This window comes from Solidesulfovibrio fructosivorans JJ] (assembly GCF_000179555.1).
GTDB lineage: Bacteria > Desulfobacterota > Desulfovibrionia > Desulfovibrionales > Desulfovibrionaceae > Solidesulfovibrio > Solidesulfovibrio fructosivorans.
In genome coordinates, this window is record NZ_AECZ01000022.1 from 22,396 (window position 1) to 45,774 (window position 23,379).

Annotated in this window: 22 protein-coding genes and 1 tRNA gene; 11 read left to right on the forward strand and 12 right to left on the reverse strand. The window is 66.2% G+C overall.

Annotated elements, in window-relative coordinates:
- Positions 1–96: 96 nt before the first annotated feature.
- From flgL to flgF, 9 genes are all read right to left on the reverse strand, one after another.
- Positions 97–1,620, reverse strand: coding sequence for a flagellar hook-associated protein FlgL (gene flgL, locus DESFRDRAFT_RS14625; RefSeq protein WP_005995163.1), 1,524 nt, complete (start codon positions 1,618–1,620; stop codon positions 97–99).
- A gap of 17 nt (positions 1,621–1,637) precedes the next feature.
- Positions 1,638–3,728 carry a flagellar hook-associated protein FlgK gene (flgK, locus tag DESFRDRAFT_RS14630; RefSeq protein WP_005995166.1) on the reverse strand — a complete coding sequence of 697 codons (2,091 nt, stop codon included), beginning with the start codon at positions 3,726–3,728 and terminating at the stop codon, positions 1,638–1,640.
- The gene (gene flgN, locus DESFRDRAFT_RS14635; protein WP_005995168.1) at positions 3,728–4,204 is read right to left on the reverse strand and encodes a flagellar export chaperone FlgN; all 477 of its coding nucleotides are present in this window, start codon (positions 4,202–4,204) and stop codon (positions 3,728–3,730) included. The genes flgK and flgN overlap by 1 nt, the downstream gene beginning before the upstream one ends.
- 37 nt (positions 4,205–4,241) lie before the next feature.
- Positions 4,242–5,252 carry a peptidoglycan DD-metalloendopeptidase family protein gene (locus DESFRDRAFT_RS14640; RefSeq protein WP_005995170.1) on the reverse strand — a complete coding sequence of 337 codons (1,011 nt, stop codon included), beginning with the start codon at positions 5,250–5,252 and terminating at the stop codon, positions 4,242–4,244.
- Position 5,253: 1 nt separating this feature from the next.
- Positions 5,254–6,390 (reverse strand): flagellar basal body P-ring protein FlgI, encoded by a 1,137-nt coding sequence (locus DESFRDRAFT_RS14645; protein WP_199533127.1) that lies wholly within the window; start codon positions 6,388–6,390, stop codon positions 5,254–5,256.
- 40 nt (positions 6,391–6,430) lie between these two features.
- On the reverse strand, positions 6,431–7,153 hold the full coding sequence (locus tag DESFRDRAFT_RS14650; protein ID WP_005995173.1) for a flagellar basal body L-ring protein FlgH: 723 nt from the start codon (positions 7,151–7,153) through the stop codon (positions 6,431–6,433).
- Positions 7,154–7,295: 142 nt separating this feature from the next.
- Positions 7,296–8,270: a flagellar basal body P-ring formation chaperone FlgA gene (gene flgA, locus DESFRDRAFT_RS14655; protein ID WP_005995175.1), complete on the reverse strand. Its 975-nt coding sequence runs from the start codon at positions 8,268–8,270 to the stop codon at positions 7,296–7,298.
- 31 nt (positions 8,271–8,301) lie between these two features.
- Complete coding sequence (flgG, locus tag DESFRDRAFT_RS14660) at positions 8,302–9,084, reverse strand: flagellar basal-body rod protein FlgG (protein WP_005995177.1); 783 nt, start codon at positions 9,082–9,084, stop codon at positions 8,302–8,304.
- Between the two features lie 25 nt (positions 9,085–9,109).
- Complete coding sequence (flgF, locus tag DESFRDRAFT_RS14665) at positions 9,110–9,895, reverse strand: flagellar basal-body rod protein FlgF (protein WP_005995179.1); 786 nt, start codon at positions 9,893–9,895, stop codon at positions 9,110–9,112.
- Positions 9,896–10,050: 155 nt separating this feature from the next.
- Here flgF and DESFRDRAFT_RS14670 point away from each other — a divergent pair.
- From DESFRDRAFT_RS14670 to pnp, 11 genes are all read left to right on the forward strand, one after another.
- Positions 10,051–10,126 (forward strand) — tRNA-Gly (locus tag DESFRDRAFT_RS14670).
- A gap of 83 nt (positions 10,127–10,209) precedes the next feature.
- Entirely contained in the window at positions 10,210–10,752 is a 543-nt protein-coding gene (locus tag DESFRDRAFT_RS14675; RefSeq protein WP_005995180.1) for a ribosome maturation factor RimP, read from the forward strand.
- Between the two features lie 24 nt (positions 10,753–10,776).
- Complete coding sequence (gene nusA / locus DESFRDRAFT_RS14680) at positions 10,777–12,213, forward strand: transcription termination factor NusA (RefSeq protein ID WP_005995181.1); 1,437 nt, start codon at positions 10,777–10,779, stop codon at positions 12,211–12,213.
- A gap of 41 nt (positions 12,214–12,254) precedes the next feature.
- A complete protein-coding gene (locus DESFRDRAFT_RS21490; protein ID WP_336884670.1) occupies positions 12,255–12,461 on the forward strand; it encodes a YlxR family protein in 207 nt (68 codons plus the stop codon).
- Positions 12,451–15,366, forward strand: coding sequence for a translation initiation factor IF-2 (infB, locus tag DESFRDRAFT_RS14685; RefSeq protein WP_005995183.1), 2,916 nt, complete (start codon positions 12,451–12,453; stop codon positions 15,364–15,366). The genes DESFRDRAFT_RS21490 and infB overlap by 11 nt, the downstream gene beginning before the upstream one ends.
- Positions 15,367–15,419: 53 nt before the next feature.
- Positions 15,420–15,707, forward strand: coding sequence for a DUF503 domain-containing protein (locus DESFRDRAFT_RS14690; RefSeq protein ID WP_043794973.1), 288 nt, complete (start codon positions 15,420–15,422; stop codon positions 15,705–15,707).
- 13 nt (positions 15,708–15,720) lie between these two features.
- A complete protein-coding gene (gene rbfA / locus DESFRDRAFT_RS14695) occupies positions 15,721–16,056 on the forward strand; it encodes a 30S ribosome-binding factor RbfA (protein ID WP_005995191.1) in 336 nt (111 codons plus the stop codon).
- Positions 16,037–17,029 (forward strand): DHH family phosphoesterase, encoded by a 993-nt coding sequence (locus DESFRDRAFT_RS14700; protein WP_005995192.1) that lies wholly within the window; start codon positions 16,037–16,039, stop codon positions 17,027–17,029. Before rbfA ends, DESFRDRAFT_RS14700 begins: the two co-directional genes overlap by 20 nt.
- A complete protein-coding gene (truB, locus tag DESFRDRAFT_RS14705) occupies positions 17,019–17,996 on the forward strand; it encodes a tRNA pseudouridine(55) synthase TruB (protein WP_005995193.1) in 978 nt (325 codons plus the stop codon). The genes DESFRDRAFT_RS14700 and truB overlap by 11 nt, the downstream gene beginning before the upstream one ends.
- A 4-nt stretch (positions 17,997–18,000) precedes the next feature.
- Positions 18,001–18,270: a 30S ribosomal protein S15 gene (gene rpsO / locus DESFRDRAFT_RS14710; RefSeq protein ID WP_005995194.1), complete on the forward strand. Its 270-nt coding sequence runs from the start codon at positions 18,001–18,003 to the stop codon at positions 18,268–18,270.
- Between the two features lie 216 nt (positions 18,271–18,486).
- A complete protein-coding gene (pnp, locus tag DESFRDRAFT_RS14715; protein WP_005995195.1) occupies positions 18,487–20,742 on the forward strand; it encodes a polyribonucleotide nucleotidyltransferase in 2,256 nt (751 codons plus the stop codon).
- A 223-nt stretch (positions 20,743–20,965) separates the two neighbouring features.
- Here pnp and DESFRDRAFT_RS14720 read toward each other — a convergent pair whose 3' ends face one another.
- Genes DESFRDRAFT_RS14720 through amrB form a run of 3 tightly spaced genes read right to left on the reverse strand, consistent with a single transcriptional unit; the run spans position 20,966 to position 23,279 of the window.
- A complete protein-coding gene (locus DESFRDRAFT_RS14720; RefSeq protein WP_005995196.1) occupies positions 20,966–21,712 on the reverse strand; it encodes a hypothetical protein in 747 nt (248 codons plus the stop codon).
- A gap of 51 nt (positions 21,713–21,763) precedes the next feature.
- On the reverse strand, positions 21,764–22,402 hold the full coding sequence (locus DESFRDRAFT_RS14725) for a hypothetical protein (RefSeq protein ID WP_005995197.1): 639 nt from the start codon (positions 22,400–22,402) through the stop codon (positions 21,764–21,766).
- A gap of 34 nt (positions 22,403–22,436) precedes the next feature.
- The gene (gene amrB / locus DESFRDRAFT_RS14730) at positions 22,437–23,279 is read right to left on the reverse strand and encodes an AmmeMemoRadiSam system protein B (RefSeq protein WP_005995198.1); all 843 of its coding nucleotides are present in this window, start codon (positions 23,277–23,279) and stop codon (positions 22,437–22,439) included.
- Positions 23,280–23,379: the final 100 nt, after the last annotated feature.

Sequence of the window (23,379 nt, forward strand, 5' to 3'; positions counted from 1 at the left end):
ATGTTTCGGGCGTGAAAAAGTCCATCTTCGCGCCCTGTTACGATACCCCTTACGCGTCGTTGCCAGCGTTTGTCAACGGCTGGCCGGCGCCCGGGGCTAAATGTACTTGACCAGGGACATGTCCATGACCATGCTGGAGGACTTGAGCACCGCCTGGTAGGCCAGTTCCTGTTCCGACAGCGTCGTGATCAGCGCCGTCAGGTCCGCGTCCTCGACATTGCTGAGCGTCGATGTGGCGTTCTCCTGCAATGTCGTGACCATGGTCCCGGCCGAGGTCACCCGGTTCTCCCGGGCGCCCACCGACGAAGCCGCCACCAGCACCTGGTTTTGCGAGGCGGTCAGGTCGTCCAGGCAGTTCTGGATGCCGTGCTGGTTGTTCGTCTCCAGGTAGCCGACGAGCTTGCCCACCGTCTCGAAGAGGTTGCCGGCGTTGGAACCGCTAAACGTCACGGCCCGGTTGTTGTCGATGCCGCCGAAGATCTCCGTGCCGACGCCGTTGACCACCACCGAATCGGTGGGGGAAATGCCGATGGGAATGTCGGCCGTGCTCGGCTGGATGAAAAACTGGTCGCCATCGGCGGGCGCGCCGGCCGTGATCGTCAAAAGTCCGCCGGGCACGGCCAGGGTCGTCGGCGGCCCGATGTTGCTCGACGTGTTGCCCGTCACCCAGGACGTCCCGCCGTCGGTACTGTAGGAATACTGGTATTGCGGGCCGGACGTGTCGTCCATGCGCACCATGACGTTGCCGCTAAACGTGCCCGAGGCAGAGGCCGTGGCCGTGCCGCCGCCCGTGTCCACGCTAAAAACCGTGACGTCCTGGTTGGTGTTGCCCTGGTAGACGGCGGTCGGTCGAATCCACATCCAGGTGCCGTCGCTGTCGTTGTGGTCGGCGCAGGCGGTCACGTTGGTCAGCGCATTGGCGTCGAGGTCCATGGTCAGGCCCGAACCGAGGTTCAGGGTCTGGCTCGATGCGCCTGGGGCCGTGGCGTACGTTCCGTTGTTCCAGGTCGTGCCGCCGTCGCTGGAATATTGGAAAGCGGGCTGGTAATTCGTGGGGTCCGTGCCCATAAACTGCACCAGCACCGTCTCGTCCGAGCCTCCCGAAATGGCGAACCCGCCGCTTGCGCTGACGGCCGCATCGAAGGTGGCGTCGTTGCTGTTCATCCACAGGCCTTGCGTATAGGCCGCTGTATTGGTCTTCTGGCCGGCAAAAATCGAATCGCCGTTGTAGGTGGTGTTGGCCAGGGAAATGAGCTGCCCGAAATACTGCCGGATCTGGGTGGCGATCTCGTTGCGGTTTTCCTGGGTGACCGTGCCCGTGGCCGCCTGCTCGGCGTAGCTCTTGATGGTGGTGATGAGCGTGCTGGTGGAGCTCAGCGTGCTGTCGGCCTGGTTGAGCCAGCCCTTGGCCGAGGTGATGTTGCTCTGGTACTGGCCCAGCTGGCTCAGGTCGGTTCTGGTGCCGAGCACCTGCACCGCGCCGTTGGGATCGTCGGACGGCGCGTTGATGCGCTTTTGGGTGGAGGCCTGTTCGTTGGTCGCCATCAACCTGGCGAGCGAGGCGTTGTTCTGGTTGATGACGGTGCCATAGAGCATTTGCTGGGTGACGCGCAGAGCCATGATGCAACCTCCTGGAGCTAGTTTTTAAGCCCCAGAACCGTCTGGAACAAGGAATCGGCCGTGCTGATGAGCTTGGCCGCCGCCTGGTAGGCGTGCTGGAACTTGATGAGGTTGGTCAGCTCCTCGTCGAGGCTGACGCCGGAAATCGAAAGCTTCTGGTCCTTGATCTGGGAGGCCAGGGCCGTCTGGTAGGTGGCCTGGTAGTTGGCGCTGGCGGTGTCCGCGCCGACCTGCCCGACCATGGCGCCGTAATAGCCGCTTATGGTCTGGTTGGCGGTGGCCTTGCCGGTCACGAAGAAGTCGACCTTCTTGTCCGCCAGCCCGGTCATGGACTTGGCCGTGGTGTTGTCGCCCGAGGCCGTCAAACCGTCCGTACCGACATGGCCCACGTTGACCCGGTTGGTATCGCCCGTCACGACGCTGTTTATGGCCACGTCCGAGGCGGTGGAGCCGGTCAGGAGCGTGTTGACGCCAAGGGCGGCCAGAATGCCCGAGGAATCGTCGCCGAATTGGAAGGAATAGCCGCTGGCCGCGCTGATGGCGAGCCGGCCGTTGACCACGGAGGCGTTCAGCGTACCGCTGAAGGCGGTGTTGATCGACGTGACGAAGTCGTTGAGCGTGGTGGCGGTCGGGTCCATCCAGATGCCGTCGCTCGACGCCAGATTGCCGTTGGCGTCGTAGACGTAGATCATGGCCGCGCCCGAGGCCAGGCGGTTGCCGTAGGTCAGGCCGGCCTGGTTGCTGCCCAAAGCGGCGTTGGAGTCCACCACGCCGTAGGTCCCCTGGACCGAGGAAAAATTCGTGAGCCCCGCGCCCTGGGAATGGATGCGGTTGATCTCCCAGACCATGCTGTTGACCGTGGCGTCGAGGGAATCCTGATAGCCGGCCAGGTTCTCGTCGCGCAGCAAAAGCGCCCCGGCCAGCGCCCCGCCGGTCAGCCGGCGTTCGTCGTCCGTGCCGTCGGCATGCAACTGCGGCGTGACGTTTTCCTCGGTGCCGGCCGTGGTGTGCCAGTAAAGGGCCTTCTTGGGCACCAGGGTGAAGGTGTCGCCGGCGTTGAGGTCGCTTGTCGGGGCGGTGCCCGAATCGTTCATCTGGCCGAACCAGATGTCCAGGTCACCGACCTTGACTTTGCCCGTTGTGTCTTCGGCCTGGTAAATGGCGGTGTTGCCGTTGGCATCGGTCAGCCAGGAATGGCCGCCGTCGAGCGAGACCTTGAACGTCGCCCCGGTTCCCACGCCGCCGGTATTGACCACCCGGACCGTGTATTCGTGGGAATCCGTGCCTTCGTAATAACATTGGGCGTCCGAGTTCGCGGCGAGCGAAGCGGCGCTGAGCTGGCGGACCGTCTGGCCCTGCTTGTAGTCGAAGCTGTAGGCCTCGGTGCCGTCCACGATGGTCTGCCCGGACTTGGTGTAGACCGTGTAGTCGCCCTTGCCGTTGTCCACGACATTGACGTCCACCATGGAGGCGATGTTCTCGACCTTGGAGTCGCGCAGGTCGTAGAGGCCGTTGGGAATGCTCTTACCGTCGATCTGGTGCTGGTTGATCTGCCGGTTGATGTCGGCCACGTCCTTGGCCAGCTGGTTGAGGGTGGCGACGTCGTCGGTGATGGCCGTGTCGAGGGCCGCCTTCTGGTCCTCCAGCGAGGAGGCCATGGAGCGGTAGATGGAAAGCAGCGTGTTCGTGTCCTCGAGCATGGTCTGGCGCGTGGCCGTATCGGCGGTGTTGGCGGTCAGATCGCCCCAATCCCCGAAGACCGTGGACAAGGCCGCGTTGGCCCCGTTCGTGTTGGACTCGTTGAAATAGCTCTGGATGGAAGTCAGGCCGTTATAGAGCGCCTTCCAGCGGTCGCGCACGGAAATCTGGGACAGGTATTGGGATTGGGTCAGGGCGTCGTAGGAGCGCACCACCTCTTGGGCCACCACGCCGGAACCGAGCTGGCCGGGCGAGGACGTGATGTAGTTTCCATCGACCAGCACCACGGACTGCTTGCTGTAGCCCTCGGTGTCGACGTTGGCGATGTTGTTGCCCGTCACCTGCAGGGCGGCCTGCGAGGCGGTCAGGCCCGATCGCCCGATGGACAGGATGGAGCTTAAGCTCGACATTAGAGTCTCCCGCTGATGATCCCCGGTCCGGACGTGCCTGTGGCCATACGTCCCGTGGCCCCGTAGACGCCCTTTTTGGGCACGAGCAGTTTGCGCAGGGTGTCGAGGCTGCCCTTGGCCACGTCATAAAGCCCGAGAGCCATGGCGTAGTTGCGGCTGGCCTGCTTGGCGCAACGCTGCTGGCCGGCGTCGATGGCCGCCACGAGCCCGCCGGCCTTTTCCACTTCCTCGGGGGAAAAGCGGCCGATGACGTCGTCAAGGCGCTTGGCCCCGGGATCGAGCGCCGCGTAAATCGCGTGCAGGCTGTGGCGCTCCACGGTCAGCTGGCGCAAAAGCTCCTGGATGGAAAACTCGGCGGAGGCGACCCCGCCCGGGTTGCGGACGGAAAGGTGGGAAAATTCTTCCTGTTGCAGCGTGTCCAGCAGCATAACGGCCTTGAGTTGGCGTTCGAGGTTGGACAGTATCCTCGCGATCATGGCTGCGCCTCCTTAACCACCTTGAAATATAGCTTTTCTACGAAGCGTCCTGAATCAGTCCCGAAGCGGCCAGCATCCGCTGCGGATCGACCGTTCCCTCTCCCCGGCGCAGTTCGAAGTGCAGATGCGGCCCGGTGGAACGCCCGGTACTGCCAACCTCTGCAATTTTTCCGCCAGCCGCGACATGGTCGCCCGCCTTGACCGAATAATGGCTCAAGTGCCCGTAAATACTCTTCCATCCGCCGGGGTGCTCCACCTCGACCACGTTGCCGTAGCCGCCCTTGGCCCCGGCAAAAACGACCGTGCCGCCCCAGCAGGAGGAAACCGCCGACCCGGCCGGCGCCGCGATGTCCATGCCGGCGTGCCAGGCCCGGTCGCCCTTGAAAGGATCGTCGCGCCAACCGTATTCCGAGGTGATTTCGCCGTTGACCGGCGCGGCCATGGGCGCCGCGGCCTGGGTCGCGGCGGCCGCGATATCGCCCGTGCCCGTCGTCGGCGCATGGGCGGAGGCCAGGGGCGAGACGCCGGGCCGGGCCATGGCGGCGGCCATCTCCGGCGAAAAACGTTCGGCCGGAATGCCGCGCTTGCCGGTCGGGGCGGCGCCGCCCGGAACCGGTATGCGCGGCACGCCGGACAAGGACGATCCGTGGGCTGGCACGGGCCGGTTGGCCGGCAGGATGTCGCCCGGTTCGGCCTTGCCGTCCTTGCCCATCACCTGCCCCTTGAGCTGGCGGTACATCATGTCGGCCAGGCCGATGCCGCCGTCGGCCGCGAGCTGGTCGCACATGGCCTTGTCGAACATCGAATAATATTGGTCCTCGTAATGCCCGTGGAGCATCCCGTCCTTCGGCACGGTGGCGCGCATCTCCTTGAAGAGCTGGGAGATGAAGACCGACTCGAATCCCTGGCAGGCCTCGCGCAGCTTGGCCTCCTTGGTCTTGCCGGGAATGAGGTTTTTCCGCAGGGCGTCGACGCGCAGCTTTTGCGCCACATCGGCCTGCAAGGACCCCGTCGCGGCCAGATCGCCCATGCCGGAAGGAAGGCTCACGTTAGTTGACCTCCAGGTCGGCGGCCAGCGCCCCGGACGATTCCAGGGTGCGCAGGATGCTTATGAGGTCGCGCGGCGTCGCGCCCAGGGCGTTGAGCCCTTCCACCAGCTCCTGGAGCGTGGCGCCTTCGATCATCTTGAGCTTGCGGTTCTCCTCGGTCACCCCGATGTTGGTCTGGGGCGTGACCACGGTCTGGCCGCCCGAGAACGGCAGCGGCTGGGACACGTCGGCGGATTCCTGGACCTGGATCTGCAGGTTGCCGTGGGTGATGGCCACGGGGGAAATCTGGACGTTCTGCCCGAGGACCACGGTGCCGGTCTTTTCGTCCACCACCACCCGGGCCCGGTGGTCCGGGGTGACCTCGATGTTTTCGATGGAGGCCATAAGCGGCGCCAGGTTGCCCTGGTTTTCCGGCGGCACGGCCAGGCGGATGGTGCCGGCGTCGATGGCCGTGGCCATGGCCGCGCCCATGGTTTCGTTGACGCGCTTGGCCACGCGGGTGGCCGTGGAAAAGTCGGGGTTGCGAAGCGACAGCGTCAGATCGGCCTGGTCGTTGAAGGAAAAGGCCACGGCGCGCTCCACGTTGGCGCCGCCCGGAAGCAGGCCCACCGTGGTGATGTTCTTGGACACCGAAGCCCCGGCCCCCTGGGCCGAGACGCCGCCGACCAGCACCGAGCCCTGGGCGATGGCGTAGATGTTGCCGTCGACGCCCTTCATGGGCGTCACCAGCAGCACGCCGCCAAGCAGGCTCGTGGCGTCGCCGATGGAGGACACGGTCACGTCCAGCCGGCTGCCGGGTCGGGCCGAAACGGGCATCTGGGCCGTGACCATGACCGCGGCCACGTTCTTGGGCTTCAGCGTGGCCTTATCCACGCGCACGCCCATCTTATCGAGCATGTTGAAGATGGACTGGACCGTAAAGTCCGAGCCGCGCTGGTCGCCGGTGCCGGAAAGCCCGACCACAAGGCCGTAGCCCACGAGCTGGTTTCGGCGCATGCCCGAAACGCTGGCGATGTCCTTGATGCGCGCGCCATGGGCCGTCCCGGCCGTAAGGGGCAGCGCCGCAAGCATGGTGAGGGCGGCCAGGGCCAGGACGGCCAGGGCGCGAACCGGACGCATGGCGAGGCTTGTGCTCATGATGATGGGGTGCATATCCTTTTGCTCCCGCGATACGGCCTTAAAACGGCCAGACGTTGTCGAGGATCCGGGCCAGCCAGCCGCTCTTCTGGCGGTCGGCCAGGTCGCCCTCGCCGTAGTACTCGATCTGGCAGTCGGCCAGCTGGGTCGAGGCCACGGTGTTGCTCGGGCCGACGTCGATGGGGCGTACCAGCCCCTTGACCACGATGATCTGGTTTTCGTTGTTGACGCGGGTCTGCCGCGCCCCTTCCAACTGCATCACCCCGCCGGGCAGGATGTTGACGATGCGGCAGCCGATGGAGGCGGTGACGGCGGATTCACGCTTGGTTTCGCCCTTGCTCTGAAACTTCTCGGCATTGCTCACGCTCACCAGCGGGGTGGAGCCGGTGTATCCCTTCATGCCGAAGTCCGGCCCGCCGAGCTGGCCGGGCAGGTTGCCGGTGATGGTCTTGTTGCCGAAGTAGTTGGACACGCCGAACTGCTGGCTGCTGGTCTTGTCGTTTTTCGTCTCGGCCTTGAGGTCGGACTTGGACGTGTCCACGATGTTGACGGTCAAAATGTCGCCGATGCGCCGGGCCCGGGTGTCGTCGAACAGGAACGTGGGCTGGTTCTGGCTGAAGACCGAGCCGGGGTTCTGGGCCGGCGGCGGGGCCTTGGCCACTGTCGGCGTGACCTGGGGCATGGGCGTGGCCTTCTTGGAGGCCGGCGCGCAGGCGGCAAGTCCCGCGATCAGGAGCAGGGGAAGAAATTGCTTGCGTATCATGACGACTCCGTCCTTTTCATCCTCGGCGTTGCGAGAAACACATCCGTGTGCCACGCCAGCCCTGTGTCGCGTTCCCGAAATTGCTTCCCGTCGCATCTCGCGGACCGCGCGTTCGAATCGTTGCTTTTCAAGATACCCGCCGCTACTGGACCACGACCGTGGACCTGTCCCGGACGACGCCCATGATTTCCTTGTTGCCCTTGGGGTTTTTTACGGTGATCTTGCCTCCCGGAGCCCCGTCGGTCATGGCTTCGGCCAGAAGCGTCAACCGCACGCCGCGTCCCTGATAGACCACCCGGACCTGCTCGCCGCGCAAAATAAGCGGCATGGGCTCCATGTCGTCGGCCATGATGATCTGGCCCGTCCCGACGCCCCGGCGCGCCCGCCACTGGCCGTCCCCGGGCTCGAACACCCGGCCCTTGATGTGGGCCATGTTGCGGCGTTCCCAGACATAGGCGACCTGTTCCCTGGCGGCTCCGTCCCTGGGGAGGACGGGTTTGATGGCCACGGGCACGCGGGCGAACTGCTCGACCACGGCTTCCGCCGGAATCTGTTGCAATATCTTTGCCCCGGCCCCGGCCACCACGAAGCGGAAAGGCATCTTTCCGGGGATGGCCTCCCCGCATTCCACGTGGACGCCGGTGGCCCGGTCGTCGATGAAAAGATGGTCGGGCACGGAAACCGACACGAGCCTGGTCTCGCCGCCGAGGGCCTGGACCTTGGGCGTCAATGTTTCGACGGCCATGGTCCGCAGTTCCTCGTGGGAAAGCACCTTGCCCCCGCGCGAAAGCACGAGCTGGTTGGGCAAGGCGTATTCCACCGGCGCGTCGCGCAGGTAATAGCGCAGCCCTTCCAGAATCTTGGCCGCCGGAATGATCGTCTGCTTGCCCACCGTCTCCGGGGAATACCAAAGGGGCGTGGCCCCGAGCGTCGCCCAGGCGTCGGGCGGAAAACTGCCCTGGGGCTCGGCGATCTCGGAGAGAAGCACCCGTTCGCCGGCGGCGGTCGCGGCTTCCTTGACGGAAAGCCGCCACAGCGCGGCCCCGGCCGAGGCGGCGGCGAAAAGCAGCGCCGCGCCCACCGCGGCGGCGACGATGATTTTGATCCGGCGTATCATGGCATCCTCCCGAAAAGTGTGCCGGCGGCGTTTACCGCTTCACGTTGACGGCGGTCTGCAACATGCCGTCGGCGGTGGTGATGGCCTTGGAGTTGGCCTCGTAGGCGCGCTGGCCGACGATCAGTCCGACCATCTCGTCGACGAGCTCCACGTTGGACATTTCGAGGTAGCCCTGGGCCAGGGTGCCGGCGTTCTGGTCGCCGGGCGTCACTTCGTTGGCCGTGCCCGAGGCCTGGGTGGTGGAATAGAGGTTTCTGCCCTCGGCGGTCATCCCTGAGGGGTTGATGAAGGTGTAGAGCGGGATGTCGGTCTCGGCCAGGGTGTCGCCGTTTAAGTCGAGGCAGGAAAGATGGCCGTTTTCGGTGATGGTGATGGTCTTGGTGTCGGTGGGCACGGAAAAGGTCGGCTGGAGCGGATAGCCGCCGGAGCTGACGATGGTGCCGTCCTGGTTGAGCTTGAACGAGCCGGCCCGGGTGTAGAGCTCGCGGCCGTTGACGTCGACCTTGAAGAAGCCCTGGCCCTGGATGGCGATGTCGAGCTGGTTGCCGGTGTTTTGCAGGTCGCCCTGGGTGAAGAACTTGTGCACCGTCGTCGGCTTGACGCCGAGGCCCACCTGCAACCCGGTGGGAATGCGGTTGCCGCCGGTGGTCTCGGTGCCGGCCACCTGGAGCGTCTGGTACATGAGGTCCTCGAACTCGGCCCGACTTTTCTTGAAGCCCACGGTGTTCACGTTGGCCAGGTTGTTGGACATGGTGTCTATCTGCATCTGCATGGCCACCATGCCGGTGGTGGCGGTCCAAAGGGATCGCATCATGGCGTTATTCTCCTCTGATCAGGCGTTACGACTTTTCCGTGCCCATGCGGATGGACTTGGTGTCGAGATCGTTTGTGTTGGTCATGACCTTCTGGTAGGCCTCGTAGGTCCGCTGCGTCTCGATCATGTTGACCATTTCCTCCACAACCTGGACGTTGGGCTTTTCCAGGTAGCCCTGGGCCACCCGGGTTTCGCCATCCGCCACCGCGCCTTCCCGGACGGTCGCGCCGCTTTGGGCCATGTAGAGGTTGGCGCCGTATTTCTGCAGGGACTCGGGATTTTGTACGCGCACCACGTCGATCTGGCCCACCTGGGCGCCGTCGACGTAGATGGACCCGGCGCCGTCGATGGAGATGTCGCGGCCGTCGGGAATCTGGACGGGGCCGCCGTTGCCGATGACGGGATAATTCTGGTCGGTGACGAGCATGCCCTGGGCGTCGCGGTGAAAGGCACCGTTTCGCGTGTAATAGGTGGTGCCCCCGGAGGCGACCTTGAAAAAGCCCTGCCCCTGGATGGCCACGTCCAGCGGATTGCCCGTGAGCTGGAGCGCGCCTTGGCTGAAGTCGATCTGCTGCTCGGCCAGGCGCGGCGTGGCCACGAGGTCCGCCCGGGGCAACAGTTCTTTTTCCCGGAGGTTGCCGCGCGGGTCCATATGATAGTCGTGGGCGTAGCGCAGGAAGGTGTCCTCGAAGGACACCCGGTCGCGCTTGTAGCCGGTGGTGTTGACGTTCGCCAAATTATTGGCGGACAAATTGAGTCGCAATTCCGTGGACAAGGCCCCGAATACGGCGCTCAGCATGCTCATTTCCATGGGGTGCGGCCCTCCTCGGCCGAGGGATTTGCAACATGCGGGCCAACGCCCGGAGCCGCTCCCTGGGGACGCGGCCGGAGGGTTGGGGACTTTTTTCCGGGGGCGGCTCCATTTGCTTGACAAATACGAGAGAGGTGGTATTTCCTTCCATTCGAGCGGGCGTAGCTCAGCTGGTAGAGTACAAGCTTCCCAAGCTTGGTGTCGCGAGTTCGATCCTCGTCGCCCGCTCCAACCTGAGTCTCCCAACCGAACGGTTGTCGTGACGAGGTGGGCCTGACGATCGGTCCACTTTTTTTTTGCTGACAAAGGACAACATGCAGCGAACAAGCATCGTGCCGGAAAAAATTCGGGAACTGATTTCCCCGTTCCTCACCGCCAAGGGCCTTGCCGTCTGGGGCGTGGAACTGGCTGCGTCCGGCCATCGCCAGCTTGTGCGCCTCTACCTCGACCTCGCCGACGACGTCGTGCGCACGCCGGAACGCCGGGGCGTGACCATTGACGAATGCGCCACGGTCAGCCGCCATCTGGGCACGCTGCTCGAGATGGAAGACCTCTTTCACGGCCCTTACGTGCTGGAGGTGTCCTCGCCGGGCTTTGGCCGCCGTTTTTTCTCAGCCGACCAGCTGCCGGCCTATATCGGGGAGGCCATCGAGGCCAAACTCGCCGCGCCCCGGGACGGGCGCAAGCGTTTCCGGGGAAAGCTCTCGGCGGTCGACGGTTCGCGCGTCACCATGACGGTGAATCCCGGGCCGCAGGCGTTTTCGCTGTCTTTTGAATTCGACGAGGCGGACAAGGTCCGCCTGATCCACGCCTTTGACGCCATTTCCGAAGGAGAGGCCGCGGACGGCGACGCTTAAGTCCCGGACCTCGGAGGGAACCCCATGACGGAACTGAAAAAAGCCATCGATCAGATCAGCAAGGATCGGGGCATCGACCGCGATCTGCTGATCGACACCCTGGAGGAGGCCGTACGCTCGTCGGTCATCCGCAAATACGGCGAGAACCTCGACGTCGAGGTCAGCTACAACGACGAACAGGGCGAGATCGAGGTGTACCAGTTCAAGGTCGTGGTGGAAGACGACGACGTGGCCGATCCGGCGGCGGAAATCTGCCTGTCCGACGCACGGGCCATCGATCCCAACGTGGCCCTCGACGATGAAATGGGCTTCAAGCTCACGGTGGAAAACCTCGGCCGCATCGCCGCCCAGTCGGCCAAACAGGTGATCATCCAGCGCATGCGCGACGCCGAGCAGGAAATCATCTACGAGGAATACAAGGACAGAAAGGGCGAGATCATTTCCGGCATCATCCAGCGCCGCGACCGCACCGGTTGGATCATCAACCTCGGCCGCACCGAGGCGCTTTTGCCCAAGGAAGAGCAGATCCCCCGCGAGCGCTACAAGCGCGGCGACCGGGTCCAGGCCTACATCATCGAAGTCCTGCCCTCCGGGCGCGGCCCCCAGATCATCGTGTCGCGCACCCATGCCGACTACATGAAGGCCCTTTTCGCCCGCGAGGTGCCGGAAGTCTCGGACGGCACGGTCAAGATCGTGGGCGTGGCCCGCGATCCCGGCTCCCGGGCCAAGGTGGCCGTGGTGTCCAAGGACCGCGACGTCGATCCCGTGGGCGCCTGCGTCGGCATCCGCGGCTCGCGCATCCAGAACATCGTGCAGGAGCTGCGCGGCGAACGCATCGACATCGTGGTCTGGAACCCCGAAATCGCCACCTACGCCGCCAACGCCCTGTCCCCGTCCCGGGTGACCCGAATTTCCGTCGACGAAGACGAAAAGGCCCTGGAAGTCGTGGTTTCCGACGACCAGCTCAACCTCGCCATCGGCCGCAAAGGCCAGAACGTCAAGCTCGCGGCCAAGCTCCTCGGCTGGAAGATCGACATCTTCACCGAGTCCCGCTTCCGCGAGGTCAACGCCTCCAAGAAGTTCCTGGAGCAGCTGGCGAGCGTGGCCGAGATTCCCGTGGACAACATCCTGGCCGCCGGTTTCGAGTCCATGGAACAGCTGGCCGAAGCGCCCGACGAGGCCATCGACGCCATCAGCGGCATGACGCCGTCCAAGCGCGACGACCTGCGCGCGGCGCTCAAGCTCATGGGCGCGGTGGCCGCCCGCAGCGAGGAAGCCGACGCCGAGGAAGACGCTGTCGCGGAAATCCCGGCCGAGGACGCGGAAGCTCCCGCCGAGGGCGAGACGCCGCCGGCCGCCGAGGCCGAGGCTCCGGCGTCCGAAGAGGCGTCCGAGCCCGAGGCGGACACGGAAGCCGCGAGCGCGGCGGACAACGAACCGGAGACGGACGCAACCCGATGATGCGAAACGAAACGACCGGTCGTCGCGCCGACCCCACGCGGATGTGCGTCATCTGCCGAGGGCGGTTTCCCAAAAGCGCATTGCGCCGCCATGTCGCGGCCGCGACCGGCGACGCCCGCTTGGTGCCCGATCCCCGGGCCGTCATGCCGGGACGGGGGCACTATCTCTGCGCCAACCCCGAATGCGCCGAGAAATTTTCGAAATACTCCGGGCGGCCCAGGCGCCGGAGGGGGGGGAATGGTGAATAAGATCAGACTCAAGGACATTACCAAAGAGCTGGGCATCGGCAACAAGGAGCTGCTGCAGATCCTGCGGGAGCTCGGCATCCAGGTCAAAAGCCAGATGGGCACCCTGACCGACGAGGAAGCCGGCCAAGTGCGCGCCCGTGTGCGCCAGGGCCAAGCCGCCCGCACCCAGATCATCGATACCGAAGTGCAGCCAGGCGTCATCGTCCGTCGCCGCAAGGCCGCCCCGACTCCGCCCCCCGCGCCGCCCGCGACCGAAAAAGCGCCCGAATCCGCAACGCCCCCAGCAGCACCGGGACCGGAGGTCGAGGAACCCTTGGAGCGCGTAGCCGAGCAGGCCGCGGGCGAAACGCCCGAGGCCAGGCCGGAAGAAGCCGCCGAAGCGCCCCGCGAGGCGTCGGGCAAGCCCGTTATCATGGAGACCGCCCGGGTCGTGCGCCCGGCCGGCGCGCCCGCTCCCGAAGCGCCCGAGGTCGAAGCGGCGGCTCCCGAGGAGCCCGAGGTTCCCGAGACGCCCGAGGCCGAGGTCGAGGTCGAGGAACGGCAGGCCGCGTCCGCCTCCGAGACGACGGAAGCGGTCGCCGAAACGCCCGAAGCTCCCGAAGCCACGGCCGGGGAAACGCCCGCCGAGGCCCAGGAAGCGTCCAAGGCGCCCGAAGAGGCCGCGGCCGAGCCCGGCGAGAAGGACCGCCGCAAACCCCGGCGGCCCGAGCCTTCGTCCGCGCCCAAAGTGCGCATCATTTCCATGCCCGACCCGAAAAAGACGCCTCCACCAGCGCCCCGGCGACCGGCCGGCGAAGCGCCCCGTCCGGGCAGCCGGCCTGGTCCCGGCGGTCGGCCGGGCCCAGGCGCTCCGCGTTTTGGTGAGGGTCCCCGTCCCGCCGGACGTCCGGTGCCCGGCATGCCACCGGCTCCCGGCGACGACGCCTCGAAAAAGCGCAAGAAGGATCGCCGGGTGGTGGAGTTCTCCCCCCAGGCAACCGAGGACCAGCGCCGCAGGGCCGGTCTTGGCGCGGGCAAGGGCGGCAAGCGCAACGCCGGCGACGTCCAGGACCGCACCGGCGGCCGTATGGGCGGCAAGTTCAAGCGCAAGAAAAACCGCGACGATTTCCTCCAGACCAAGGTCGACGCCGGCGCCCAGCCCATGAAGGCGGCCAAGCGCAAGATCCGCATGGAGGAAACCATCCGGGTCTCCGACCTGGCCAAGCAGATGGGCGCCAAGGCCCAGGACCTCATCAAGGTCCTGCTCGGCCTCGGGGCGCTGGTGACCATCAACCAGTCCCTGGACGTCGAGACCGCCACCCTGGCCGCGTCCGAATTCGGCTTCGAGGTGGAAAAGTTCGGCTTCTCCGAGGACGACTACCTCATCGCCTCCGAGGCGGACAAGCCCGAGGACTTGCGGCCCCGTCCCCCGGTCGTCACCATCATGGGCCACGTCGACCACGGCAAGACGTCGCTGCTCGACGCCATCCGGGCCTCCAACGTGGTCTCCGGCGAGGCCGGCGGCATCACCCAGCATATCGGCGCCTACCACGTGAGCACCAGCCGGGGCGACATCGTCTTCCTCGACACGCCGGGCCACGAGGCGTTTACGGCCATGCGCGCCCGCGGCGCCCAGGTCACGGACATCGTGGTCCTGGTCGTGGCCGCCGACGACGGCGTCATGGATCAGACCCGCGAGGCGGTCAACCACTCCAAGGCCGCAGGCGTGCCCATCGTGGTCGCGGTCAACAAGATCGACAAGCCCGACGCCAACCCCGACCGCGTCAAGCGCGAACTGGGCGAGTTGGGGCTCGTGCCCGAGGATTGGGGCGGCGACACCATCTTCGCCAACGTTTCGGCCAAACAAAAACTCGGCCTCGACGAACTGCTCGAGATGATCCTGCTCCAGGCCGAGGTGCTGCAGCTCAAGGCCAACCCGGACAAGCGCGCCCGGGGCCACATCGTCGAGGCGCGCCTGGACAAGGGCCGCGGCCCGGTGGCCTCCGTGCTCATCCAGGAAGGCACCCTGCACCAGGGCGACGCCTTCGTGTGCGGCGTGTTCTCCGGCCGCGTGCGGGCCATGTTCGACGACCAGGGCCACAAGATCAAGGAAGCCGGCCCGGCCATTCCGGTCGAGGTCCAGGGCTTCGAGGGCGTACCCGAGGCCGGCGACGAGTTCGTCGGGGTCGAGGACGACAAGGTCGCCCGCCGCATCGCCGACGACCGCGCCATCAAGCAGCGCGAGCGCGAGCTCGGCAAGGCCTCCAAGGTCACTCTGGAAACCTTCCTGGCCAGCAGGCCCGAGGCCGAGGCGCTCACCCTCAACCTCGTGCTCAAGGCCGACGTCCAGGGTTCGCTCGAAGCCATCACCGACGCCCTCAACAAGCTCTCCACGGACAAGGTCAAGGTGGAGATCATCCACACCGGCGCGGGCGCGATCACCGAATCCGATATCCTGCTCGCCTCGGCTTCCGACGCCATCATCATCGGCTTCAACGTCCGCCCGACCATCAAGGTCAAGGAGATGGCCGAGCGCGAGAGCGTCGACATCCGCTTCTACGACATCATCTACAAGCTCGTGGGCGAGATCAAGGACGCCATGTCCGGCATGCTCGCCCCGGTCATCCGCGAGCAGTACCTGGGCCAGGCCGAGGTGCGCGACACCTTCAGCGTGCCCAAGGTCGGCACGGTGGCCGGCTGCGGCGTGCTCGACGGCAAGCTGACCCGAAACGCCGGCGTGCGGCTGGTGCGCGACGGCGTGGTCGTCTACACCGGCAAGCTCGCGTCACTGCGGCGCTTCAAGGACGACGTCAAGGAAGTCACCAAGGGCTACGAATGCGGCGTCGGTTTGGAAAACTTCAACGACATCAAGGTCGGCGACGTGATCGAGGCCTTCGAGTCGGTGGAGGAAAAGGCCACTCTGTAACGGATGGCGGCGCGGGACGTGTCGCACGCGTCCCGCGCCGCAACGATATGACCATGGTCGTAGGCGTGCTGACCCTCCAGTTCACGTTGCACGGCAACGATTCGCTCAAGGGCAAGCGGCGCGTGGCCCAAAGCCTCAAGCGCAAGCTGCGCAACAAGTTCAACGTGGCCGCCGCAGAAACGGCCATGCAGGAATCCTGGGACACCCTCGTCCTGGCCGCGGTCACCGTCTCCTCGGACGCCGCCCATGCCAGGGGCCTGCTCCAGAAAGCCCTCAACATGGTCGTGGCCACGGCCGAAGCCGAACTCGTCGACGACGACATCGAGATTCTTTTCCTGTAAGGCACAAACCGCCATGAAAGCCAAACCTTCGCGCCGCTCCTCCCGCCTGGCCGACCAGATCGCCCGGGAAATGGCCCTCGCCCTGGCCGAGGACGTGCAAGACCCGCGTCTGGAGCTCGTCACCATCAGCGGCGCTGCCTTGAACGCCGACCTGTCCATCGCCCGGGTCTACTACACCTTAAGCGGCGACGAGGCCCGGCTGGCCGAGGCGGCCGAGGCCCTCGAACAGGCCAAGGGGTTTCTGCGCACCCTGCTCGGAAAACGGCTGCGCCTGCGCGCCGTGCCCCAGCTGCGGTTCGCCCGCGACACCTTTCTGGAGGACATGGTCTATGCCCGACCCGAGGCATGAAATCGCCCGCCGGATCCGCGAGGGCAACAGCTTCGTGGTGGCCGCCCATGCCTCTCCGGACGGCGACGCCCTGGGCTCCACCGCCGCCATGGGCTTCATCCTGGAAGCGCTCGGCAAGTCGTTTGCCCTGGTCAACGACTCCCCGGTGCCGCCCCAGTACGGCTGGCTGGAGCTGCCCGCCCCCCTGCTCGACGTGCCCCCGGACAACGACTACGATCTGGCCGTGGTCCTCGACTGCGGCGACGGCCCCCGGCTGGGCCGCCTGGAAACCGCGCTCGACCCGGCCCGCACCGTCGTCATCGACCATCACCTGGGCAACCCCGGTTTCGGCGTGGTCAACTGGGTCGATCCGGGGCACTGCGCCACGGGCGAGATGGTGGCCCTACTCGCCAAGGACCTGGGCGTGCCGCTTGCCGGCCCCCTGGCCGAGGCCATCTATACCGCCCTGGCCACGGACACCGGCTTTTTCAGCTTCAGCGGCACCTCGGCCGTGTGCATGGATATCGTCGCCGAAATGATCCGGGGCGGCCTCGACGTCGGGACCGTGGGCGCGCGCATAAAAAACCAGTGGACCATGAACCGGGTGCGGCTGTGGTCCGAGGTGCTTGCCGAACTGTGCCTGGCCGACCATGGACAGGTGGGGCTTATCAGGATATCGCAAGAAATGTTTCGCCGCACCGGCACCGGCCCCGAGGATTGCGAGGGGCTGGTCAACAACGCGCTTCGGGTGCGCGGCGTGCGCGCCGCGATCCTGGCGCGCGAACTGCCCGAGGGCGGCGTGAAATTTTCCCTGCGTTCGGTCGGCGCCGTCAACATCCAGGCCGTGGCCGCCGCGTTCGGCGGCGGCGGGCATAAAAACGCCGCCGGTGGCAGGCTGGACTATCCCCTGGACGAATCCGCCAATCTTCTCGTCGCGGCCGTGGCCAAGGCCGTGGCCGAGGTTGGGATAAAGGAACATCAGCTTGACGCCTAGGACCGCCCTGCCCCAGCTTCACGGCGTGCTGGTGCTCGACAAGCCTTCGGGGCCGACCTCCACCGCCTGCCTGACGGCGATCAAACGCCTGGGGCAAAAAAAGATCGGCCATGCCGGGACCCTCGATCCGTTGGCCGCCGGCGTGCTGGTGGTGCTCCTGGGCGAGGCGACCAAGCTCGCCCCCTACGTCATGGAAGGCGAAAAGACCTATCTGGGGCAACTGCGCCTGGGGCTTTCCACCGACACCTACGACATCCAGGGCGCGGTGACTGCCGAGGCAGCCTGGGACCACATCGCCCCGGCCGAACTCGCCGAAGCCATCGCCGCCTGGACGCTTGAGACAAGCCAGGAGGTGCCGCCCTACTCGGCGGCCAAGCACCAGGGGAAGCCGCTCTACGCCCTGGCCCGCAAGGGCCTGGACGCCCCTGTCAAACGCAAGGAGATTTCCGTTTTCGACGCGCAGGCCGTTGCCATCGACCTGCCGTCGGCGACATTCCGGGTTCGGGTTTCCGCCGGCGTCTACATACGCTCCCTGGTCCACAGCCTGGGGAAGCGACTTGGCTGCGGCGCCGCCCTCACCGCCCTGACCCGGGAAGCCAGCCGTCCCTTCGACCTGACGCAGGCGCATGGCCTGGACGACATCCTGGCCGCCCCGGAAACCCTGCCCGAGCGGGTCATTCCCATCGGACAGGCGCTTCCCCACTGGGCCACCGTTGCCCTGCCCGCCGATACGGCCGCCCTGGTGCGCCAGGGCGTGCGGGTGCGGGCCGGCGCGACGTATGCGCCCGGGGGCTGCGCCCTGCTGACCGACGACGCCGGACAGCCACTGGCGTTGGCCAAGGTCGAGGAGACGAACGGCACGAGAAGGTGGGCCATTTTGCGCGGTCTTTTCGGCGACCCGCAGCCGGCCCGGCGCGGCGGACAAACCGTCCCCGAGCGAACTACCACCCCCAACCATGGAGGATAACGCTGTGGTTATGACCGCCGAAGATAAAGCAAGCGTCATCACGGAACACAAGAAGCACGACGGCGACACCGGGTCCCCCGAGGTCCAGGTCGCCCTGCTGACGGCGCGCATCACTTACCTGACCGATCACTTCAAGTCCCATCCCAAGGATTACCATTCCCGGACGGGTCTGCTCAAACTGGTCGGCCAGCGCCGGAAACTCTTAAACTACCTGAAGAAAAAGGACATCCAGCGCTACCGCGATTTGATCGCCAAGCTTGGATTGCGCAAGTAGCGCCGCCACGACGGGAGCCGGCCTTCGCGGGCCGGTTCCCGCCTTCCCGCGCATGCATTATGCGCGCCCGCCCTCGGGACCAGGATCGCGCCCTGGAAAACAGACTTCTGCTTTCCATCGGGGACGCGACAAGCGGGTCCCGGCGGCCGCCGCGCCTGCTGCATGGCGGGAGGGTCGGTTCCAAACGCCACTTTCCCTTTTTTCAGCGAGGTGCCCATGACACTCCAGTTCGATCCCATCCGACTCCAAGCGAACATCGGCGGCAATGCCGTCATTCTCGAAACCGGTCGTCTGGCCAACCAGGCCGACGGCGCCGTCTGGGTCCAGTCCGGCGGCACGGTGGTCCTGGTCACGGCCTGCACCCAGGTCCTGCCCGAGGAGAAAGGCTTCTTCCCGCTCACCGTCGACTACCAGGAAATGTCCTACGCCGCCGGGCGCATTCCGGGCTCGTACTTCCGCCGCGAAATCGGCCGCCCCTCCGAGCGCGAGGTGCTAGTCTGCCGGCTGATCGACCGCCCCTGCCGGCCGCTTTTCCCCAAGGGCTTCCGTGACGAGGTCCAGATCATCGCCACCGTGCTTTCCGCCGACGGCGTGGTCGAGCCCGACGTCCTGGCCCTGACCGCCGCTTCGTCCGCCCTGCACATCTCCAAGATCCCCTTCGAAGGCCCCATCGCCGGCGGCCGCGTGGGCTACGTGGACGGCGCGTTCGTCTTCAACCCCACCGTGCAGCAGATGAACGGCGAAAGCACGCTCAACCTCGTGTTCGCCGCCTCGCGCGACGCCGTGGTCATGGTCGAGGGCGGCGGCCAGTTCGTGTCCGAGGACATGCTGGCCGATGCCCTGGAATGGGGGCACAACAGCGTGCAGCCCTTGATCGACCTCCAGGAGGAACTGCGCGAGAAGGCCGGCAAGCCCAAGATCGCCTTCGTCCCGCCGACCCCCATCGAAGAGCTGGAAAAGCTCGTCCATGCGACGGCAGAGGCCGGGCTCAAGGAAGCCTTCGCCATCAAGGACAAGATGCCACGCCGCGAGGCCCGAAAGGCCGTCAAGCAGGCCGTCGTCGAAGCCGTGGTCGCCGCCTTCCCGGACGAACCGACCTACAAGGCCAAGGCCGGCGACATCCTTGCGGACATGGAGAAGAAGCTGCTGCGGACGCTGATCAAGGAAACCGGCATCCGCCTCGACGGCCGCGACACCAAGACCGTGCGCCCCATCGGCATCGAGGTGGGGGTTTTGCCCCGCACCCACGGTTCGACCATCTTCGCCCGGGGCGAGACCAAATCCCTGTGCGTGGCCACGTTGGGCTCCACCGGCGACGAGCAGAAAATCGAAACGCTCAACGGCGAGACCTACAAGCGTTTCATGCTCCACTACAACTTCCCGCCCTACTGCGTGGGCGAGGTCAAGCCCATGCGCGGCCCGTCGCGCCGTGAAATCGGCCACGGGGCCCTGGCCGAGCGCTCCATCCTGCCCGTGCTGCCCGGCGCCGACGAGTTCCCCTTCACCATGCGCGTGGTCTCCCAGGTGATGGAGTCCAACGGCTCCTCGTCCATGGCTTCGGTGTGCGGCGCGTCGCTGGCGCTCATGGACGCCGGCGTCCCGGTCAAGGAACCCGTGGCCGGCATCGCCATGGGACTGATCAAGGAAGGCGACGATTTCCTGGTCCTGACCGACATCCTCGGCGACGAGGACGCCATGGGCGACATGGACTTCAAGGTCGCCGGCACGGCCAACGGCGTCACCGGCATCCAGATGGACATCAAGATCACCGGCATTCCCCAGGCCGTCATGCGCCAGGCGCTGTCCCAGGCCAAGGAAGCCCGGCTGCACATCCTCGGCCGCATGGCCGAGGTGCTCGCCGCGCCGCGCGCCGAGCTCTCGCCGCTGGCGCCGCAGCTCGAGGTGGTCAACATCAATCCGGAAAAAATCCGCGAAGTGATCGGCCCCGGCGGCAAGAACATCAAGGCCATCACGGCCGACACCGGCGCGTCCATCGACATCGAGGACTCGGGCAAGATCTCCATCTTCGCCCCCACCCTCGATTCCCTGGCCAAGGCCAAGGAGCGCGTGCTGTTTTATGACCAGCACGCCGACGTCGGCGCCAACTACAAGGGCATCGTCCGCAAGGTCATCGACTGCGGCGCGATCATCGAGATCCTGCCCGGCCTCGAAGGCCTGTGCCACGTGTCCCAGCTCGACGTCGAGCGGGTGGCCAGCCCGGCCGACGTGGTCAAGCTCGGCCAGGAGATCGAGGTCAAGGTCCTCGAGGAGGAGCCCTCGGGCCGCATCCGCCTGTCGCGCAAGGCCGTGCTCAACGAAGAGCGCGGCATCCCCTACGATCCGGCCGATTACGCCAAGACCGGCGCCCCGCGTCGCCCCGGCGGCGACCGTGACCGGCGCGGCGGCGACCGTCGCGGCGGATTCGACCGCGACCGCGGCGGCCGGGATCGCGGCCCTCGCGACCGCGACTAGCGTTTAAGGAAAGCGCGAGACCGTGCGAGAGGGGAAACCCTTTGAAAAAGGGTTCTCCTCTCTCGCGCTCTCCCCTTCCCAAACTTCTTCACGTCACAGGCGTTACACCGATAGACGGAGCCTTCCTTGCGGGAGGCTCTTTTTTTGTTGCCGCGTCCCATGAAAAAACCGGCCCCGGGCGAACGCCCGAAGCCGGTGTGCGATCGTTTGGAAGCCGGCCTTTCTACCAGACCGGCATGTCCACGGGGATGATGAACGTCTGCACCTGGTTGTCCACGTGCACGATCACCCGCAGCGAATGGATGCCGGCCGAGACCGGGAAGTAGAGGTAGCCGGGCATGAGTCCCCCCGGCGGCACGGGAGACGGCCGCCAGGCGTAGGTGCCCATCTCCTGGTAGAGCGAGGCCCGGTACTGGTCCATGCTCGGCTGCTGGGACAGCGCCGCGCCGCCGATGGCTCCGGCCCCGGCCCCGATCAGCGCCCCGGGGCCCGCGCCCCAGCCGTGGTTGAAGCCCGAACCGATAAGCGCCCCGAGCCCGGCTCCGACGGCCGCGCCGGTCAGCCCCCCGACGACCGCCGCCTCGGCGCTTTTCTTGTAGGCCGTGGAGGCGAAGACGAGTTCGGCCGCCTGGTCCACGGAATACGGCGCGTATTCCGCCCCGCCGACGCCTATGCCCCGGCATTCCTGGGCGTAGATGACCGGATAGCGGCCGGAATGGTTGCTGACCAAAAGCAGCACCGGAAAAAGACCCGCGTCATAGTAATTGAGCCCCCGGCCCTGCCATTGGTAGCGCACCGCCCCGATATCCCAGTCGGCCGTGCGCGCCGCGCCGGGCAGGACGGCCGGGTTGACCACACTCGAGATCTGCGGATTCGGCGGCGTGTAGACCGCGCAGGAGGCAAGCAGGAAACAAAGGGCCAAAGCCGTCGCCAGCCGGCCGACCGGCATGGAAAGGGTGGTGCGTTTCATAGGTCCTCTTGATGATGTTCCGGGCCGGCAAATGCCGGCCGGTGGTTGCTTCTACCGGCAGAACCGGATCGAGTCCATGATGCGGCGCAGGGTGTCCCTGGCCGCCTCGAACTGGCCGTTTTCGCTGGCGGCCATGAAGTTCATGTAGAAATTCTCCCCGTCGTAGGCCTGCCAGATGATGCGCTGGTAGCCGTTTTTCTGGGGCGCTTCCACGATCTCCCAGCCGATGACGCCGCATTTGCGCTTGGCGTCGCCGTCGTCGCGCCGCCTGGCCTCCAGATACTTCTTGATCTGCACCATCTCCTTGGCCTGCTTGAGCGAGGCGGCGACCGAGGCCTTGCGCGGAAAGCTCGGCACCAACTGCTCGAGGTGGAACTGAAACGACCAGGTGGTGCCGGGTTTCATGAACAGCACCGATTCGCTGGCCGGATCGCCGTTTTCCAGCTTCCAGCCGGCCGGAATGGTAAAGGAAAAATTGCGGGCCGGATTCTTGTAGGTGGTGTCGCTGGCGAGCACCCCGGCCCCGCCGGAGGCCGGCGCGGCAGAGGACCCCGCCTGGGAACCCGCGGGAGTCTTGCCGCCGGTCACGGCATCGATGCCTTGCTTGAGCAGGCCGAACTGGGCGCCGGCAAGGGTGGGGAGAAACATCAAGGCGCACGTCAACGACAGCACGCAAAGGATACGTCGCATAGGGCATCTCCTTGCACTGGGTGGTTGGCGGTTTTCAGGAAACGAGTACTCCGGCATAGCCCACGACCTGCTCCATGTCGCCCGTGACCTCCCCGGACGTGGCGTAGGCGGCAAGCAACGCATCCCGCGCGCCGAGCCCGATGGCCACGAAGAGCCCCAGGGCCATGGGCAGCACGCCGCACATGGTGATGCCTTCACTGCGCACCACAGCGCACAAGCCTTCGGGATCGAGGGCAAGGACGCGGGAAAGGGCCATGGAATCGCGCTTCTTGGCGGCGGTATGGGAAATGTAGTGGCTCATGTCCGAGCTGACCACGATGGAAACCGGATGCGAAAGCTCGCGCAAGACCGCCACGATGGCCCCGGCCACCTCGCGCAGCACGCCCGGGTCGGGCTCGGCCACGCAAATCGGCACGATGCGCGCCCCGGGATTGACCGCGCACAGGAAAGGCAGTTCGACCTCCAGGGAATGCTCGCCCATATGCGCCGCGACATCGGAGGCCAGACGCGGCGCGGCGGCCATGAGTTCGCCGGCGAGCCCGGCGTCCACCGGCACTTCGCAGCCCGGGACCAGCCACGCCCCTTCGGGCCAGACGGCAAGCCGCGCCCCCTGCCCGGTATGGTTGGGGCCGAGAAGCAGGAGCCTATCGGCAAGCCTGGCCGCGCCCAGGGTGCGCCCGGCCACCAAACCGCTGAAGACGTAGCCGGCGTGGGGCACCATGGCCAGAAGGGTCGGCTTTTCGGACCGGGGAGCGGCCTGGGCCAGATAGCCGGCCACTTCGCGGCGCAGCCCGGCCGGGTCGCCGGGATAGAAACGGCCGGCCACGACGGGCTGGCGGATCATGGACGAAACGGAAGAGGACGACGCGACGGACATGGCTCCCTCCTCGCCCCGCGCGGCGGACAGGACGTCGGGACACAGGGCAGTATGGATGTCCTAGCCTGCTTTGGGCCGCCTTGACAAGGGAAGGGGCGGC

Excerpts from the sequence above, each read along its gene's own strand:
- flgL (WP_005995163.1), bottom strand. The coding sequence starts at position 1,620 with ATGGCTCTGCGCGTCACCCAGCAAATGCTCTATGGCACCGTCATCAAC.
- flgK (WP_005995166.1), bottom strand. The coding sequence starts at position 3,728 with ATGTCGAGCTTAAGCTCCATCCTGTCCATCGGGCGATCGGGCCTGACC.
- flgN (WP_005995168.1), bottom strand. The coding sequence starts at position 4,204 with ATGATCGCGAGGATACTGTCCAACCTCGAACGCCAACTCAAGGCCGTT.
- DESFRDRAFT_RS14645 (WP_199533127.1), bottom strand. The coding sequence starts at position 6,390 with ATGAGCACAAGCCTCGCCATGCGTCCGGTTCGCGCCCTGGCCGTCCTG.
- DESFRDRAFT_RS14650 (WP_005995173.1), bottom strand. The coding sequence starts at position 7,153 with ATGATACGCAAGCAATTTCTTCCCCTGCTCCTGATCGCGGGACTTGCC.
- flgA (WP_005995175.1), bottom strand. The coding sequence starts at position 8,270 with ATGATACGCCGGATCAAAATCATCGTCGCCGCCGCGGTGGGCGCGGCG.
- flgG (WP_005995177.1), bottom strand. The coding sequence starts at position 9,084 with ATGATGCGATCCCTTTGGACCGCCACCACCGGCATGGTGGCCATGCAG.
- flgF (WP_005995179.1), bottom strand. The coding sequence starts at position 9,895 with ATGGAAATGAGCATGCTGAGCGCCGTATTCGGGGCCTTGTCCACGGAA.
- DESFRDRAFT_RS14675 (WP_005995180.1), top strand. The coding sequence starts at position 10,210 with ATGCAGCGAACAAGCATCGTGCCGGAAAAAATTCGGGAACTGATTTCC.
- nusA (WP_005995181.1), top strand. The coding sequence starts at position 10,777 with ATGACGGAACTGAAAAAAGCCATCGATCAGATCAGCAAGGATCGGGGC.
- DESFRDRAFT_RS21490 (WP_336884670.1), top strand. The coding sequence starts at position 12,255 with ATGTGCGTCATCTGCCGAGGGCGGTTTCCCAAAAGCGCATTGCGCCGC.
- infB (WP_005995183.1), top strand. The coding sequence starts at position 12,451 with ATGGTGAATAAGATCAGACTCAAGGACATTACCAAAGAGCTGGGCATC.
- DESFRDRAFT_RS14690 (WP_043794973.1), top strand. The coding sequence starts at position 15,420 with ATGGTCGTAGGCGTGCTGACCCTCCAGTTCACGTTGCACGGCAACGAT.
- rbfA (WP_005995191.1), top strand. The coding sequence starts at position 15,721 with ATGAAAGCCAAACCTTCGCGCCGCTCCTCCCGCCTGGCCGACCAGATC.
- DESFRDRAFT_RS14700 (WP_005995192.1), top strand. The coding sequence starts at position 16,037 with ATGCCCGACCCGAGGCATGAAATCGCCCGCCGGATCCGCGAGGGCAAC.
- pnp (WP_005995195.1), top strand. The coding sequence starts at position 18,487 with ATGACACTCCAGTTCGATCCCATCCGACTCCAAGCGAACATCGGCGGC.
- DESFRDRAFT_RS14720 (WP_005995196.1), bottom strand. The coding sequence starts at position 21,712 with ATGAAACGCACCACCCTTTCCATGCCGGTCGGCCGGCTGGCGACGGCT.
- DESFRDRAFT_RS14725 (WP_005995197.1), bottom strand. The coding sequence starts at position 22,402 with ATGCGACGTATCCTTTGCGTGCTGTCGTTGACGTGCGCCTTGATGTTT.
- amrB (WP_005995198.1), bottom strand. The coding sequence starts at position 23,279 with ATGTCCGTCGCGTCGTCCTCTTCCGTTTCGTCCATGATCCGCCAGCCC.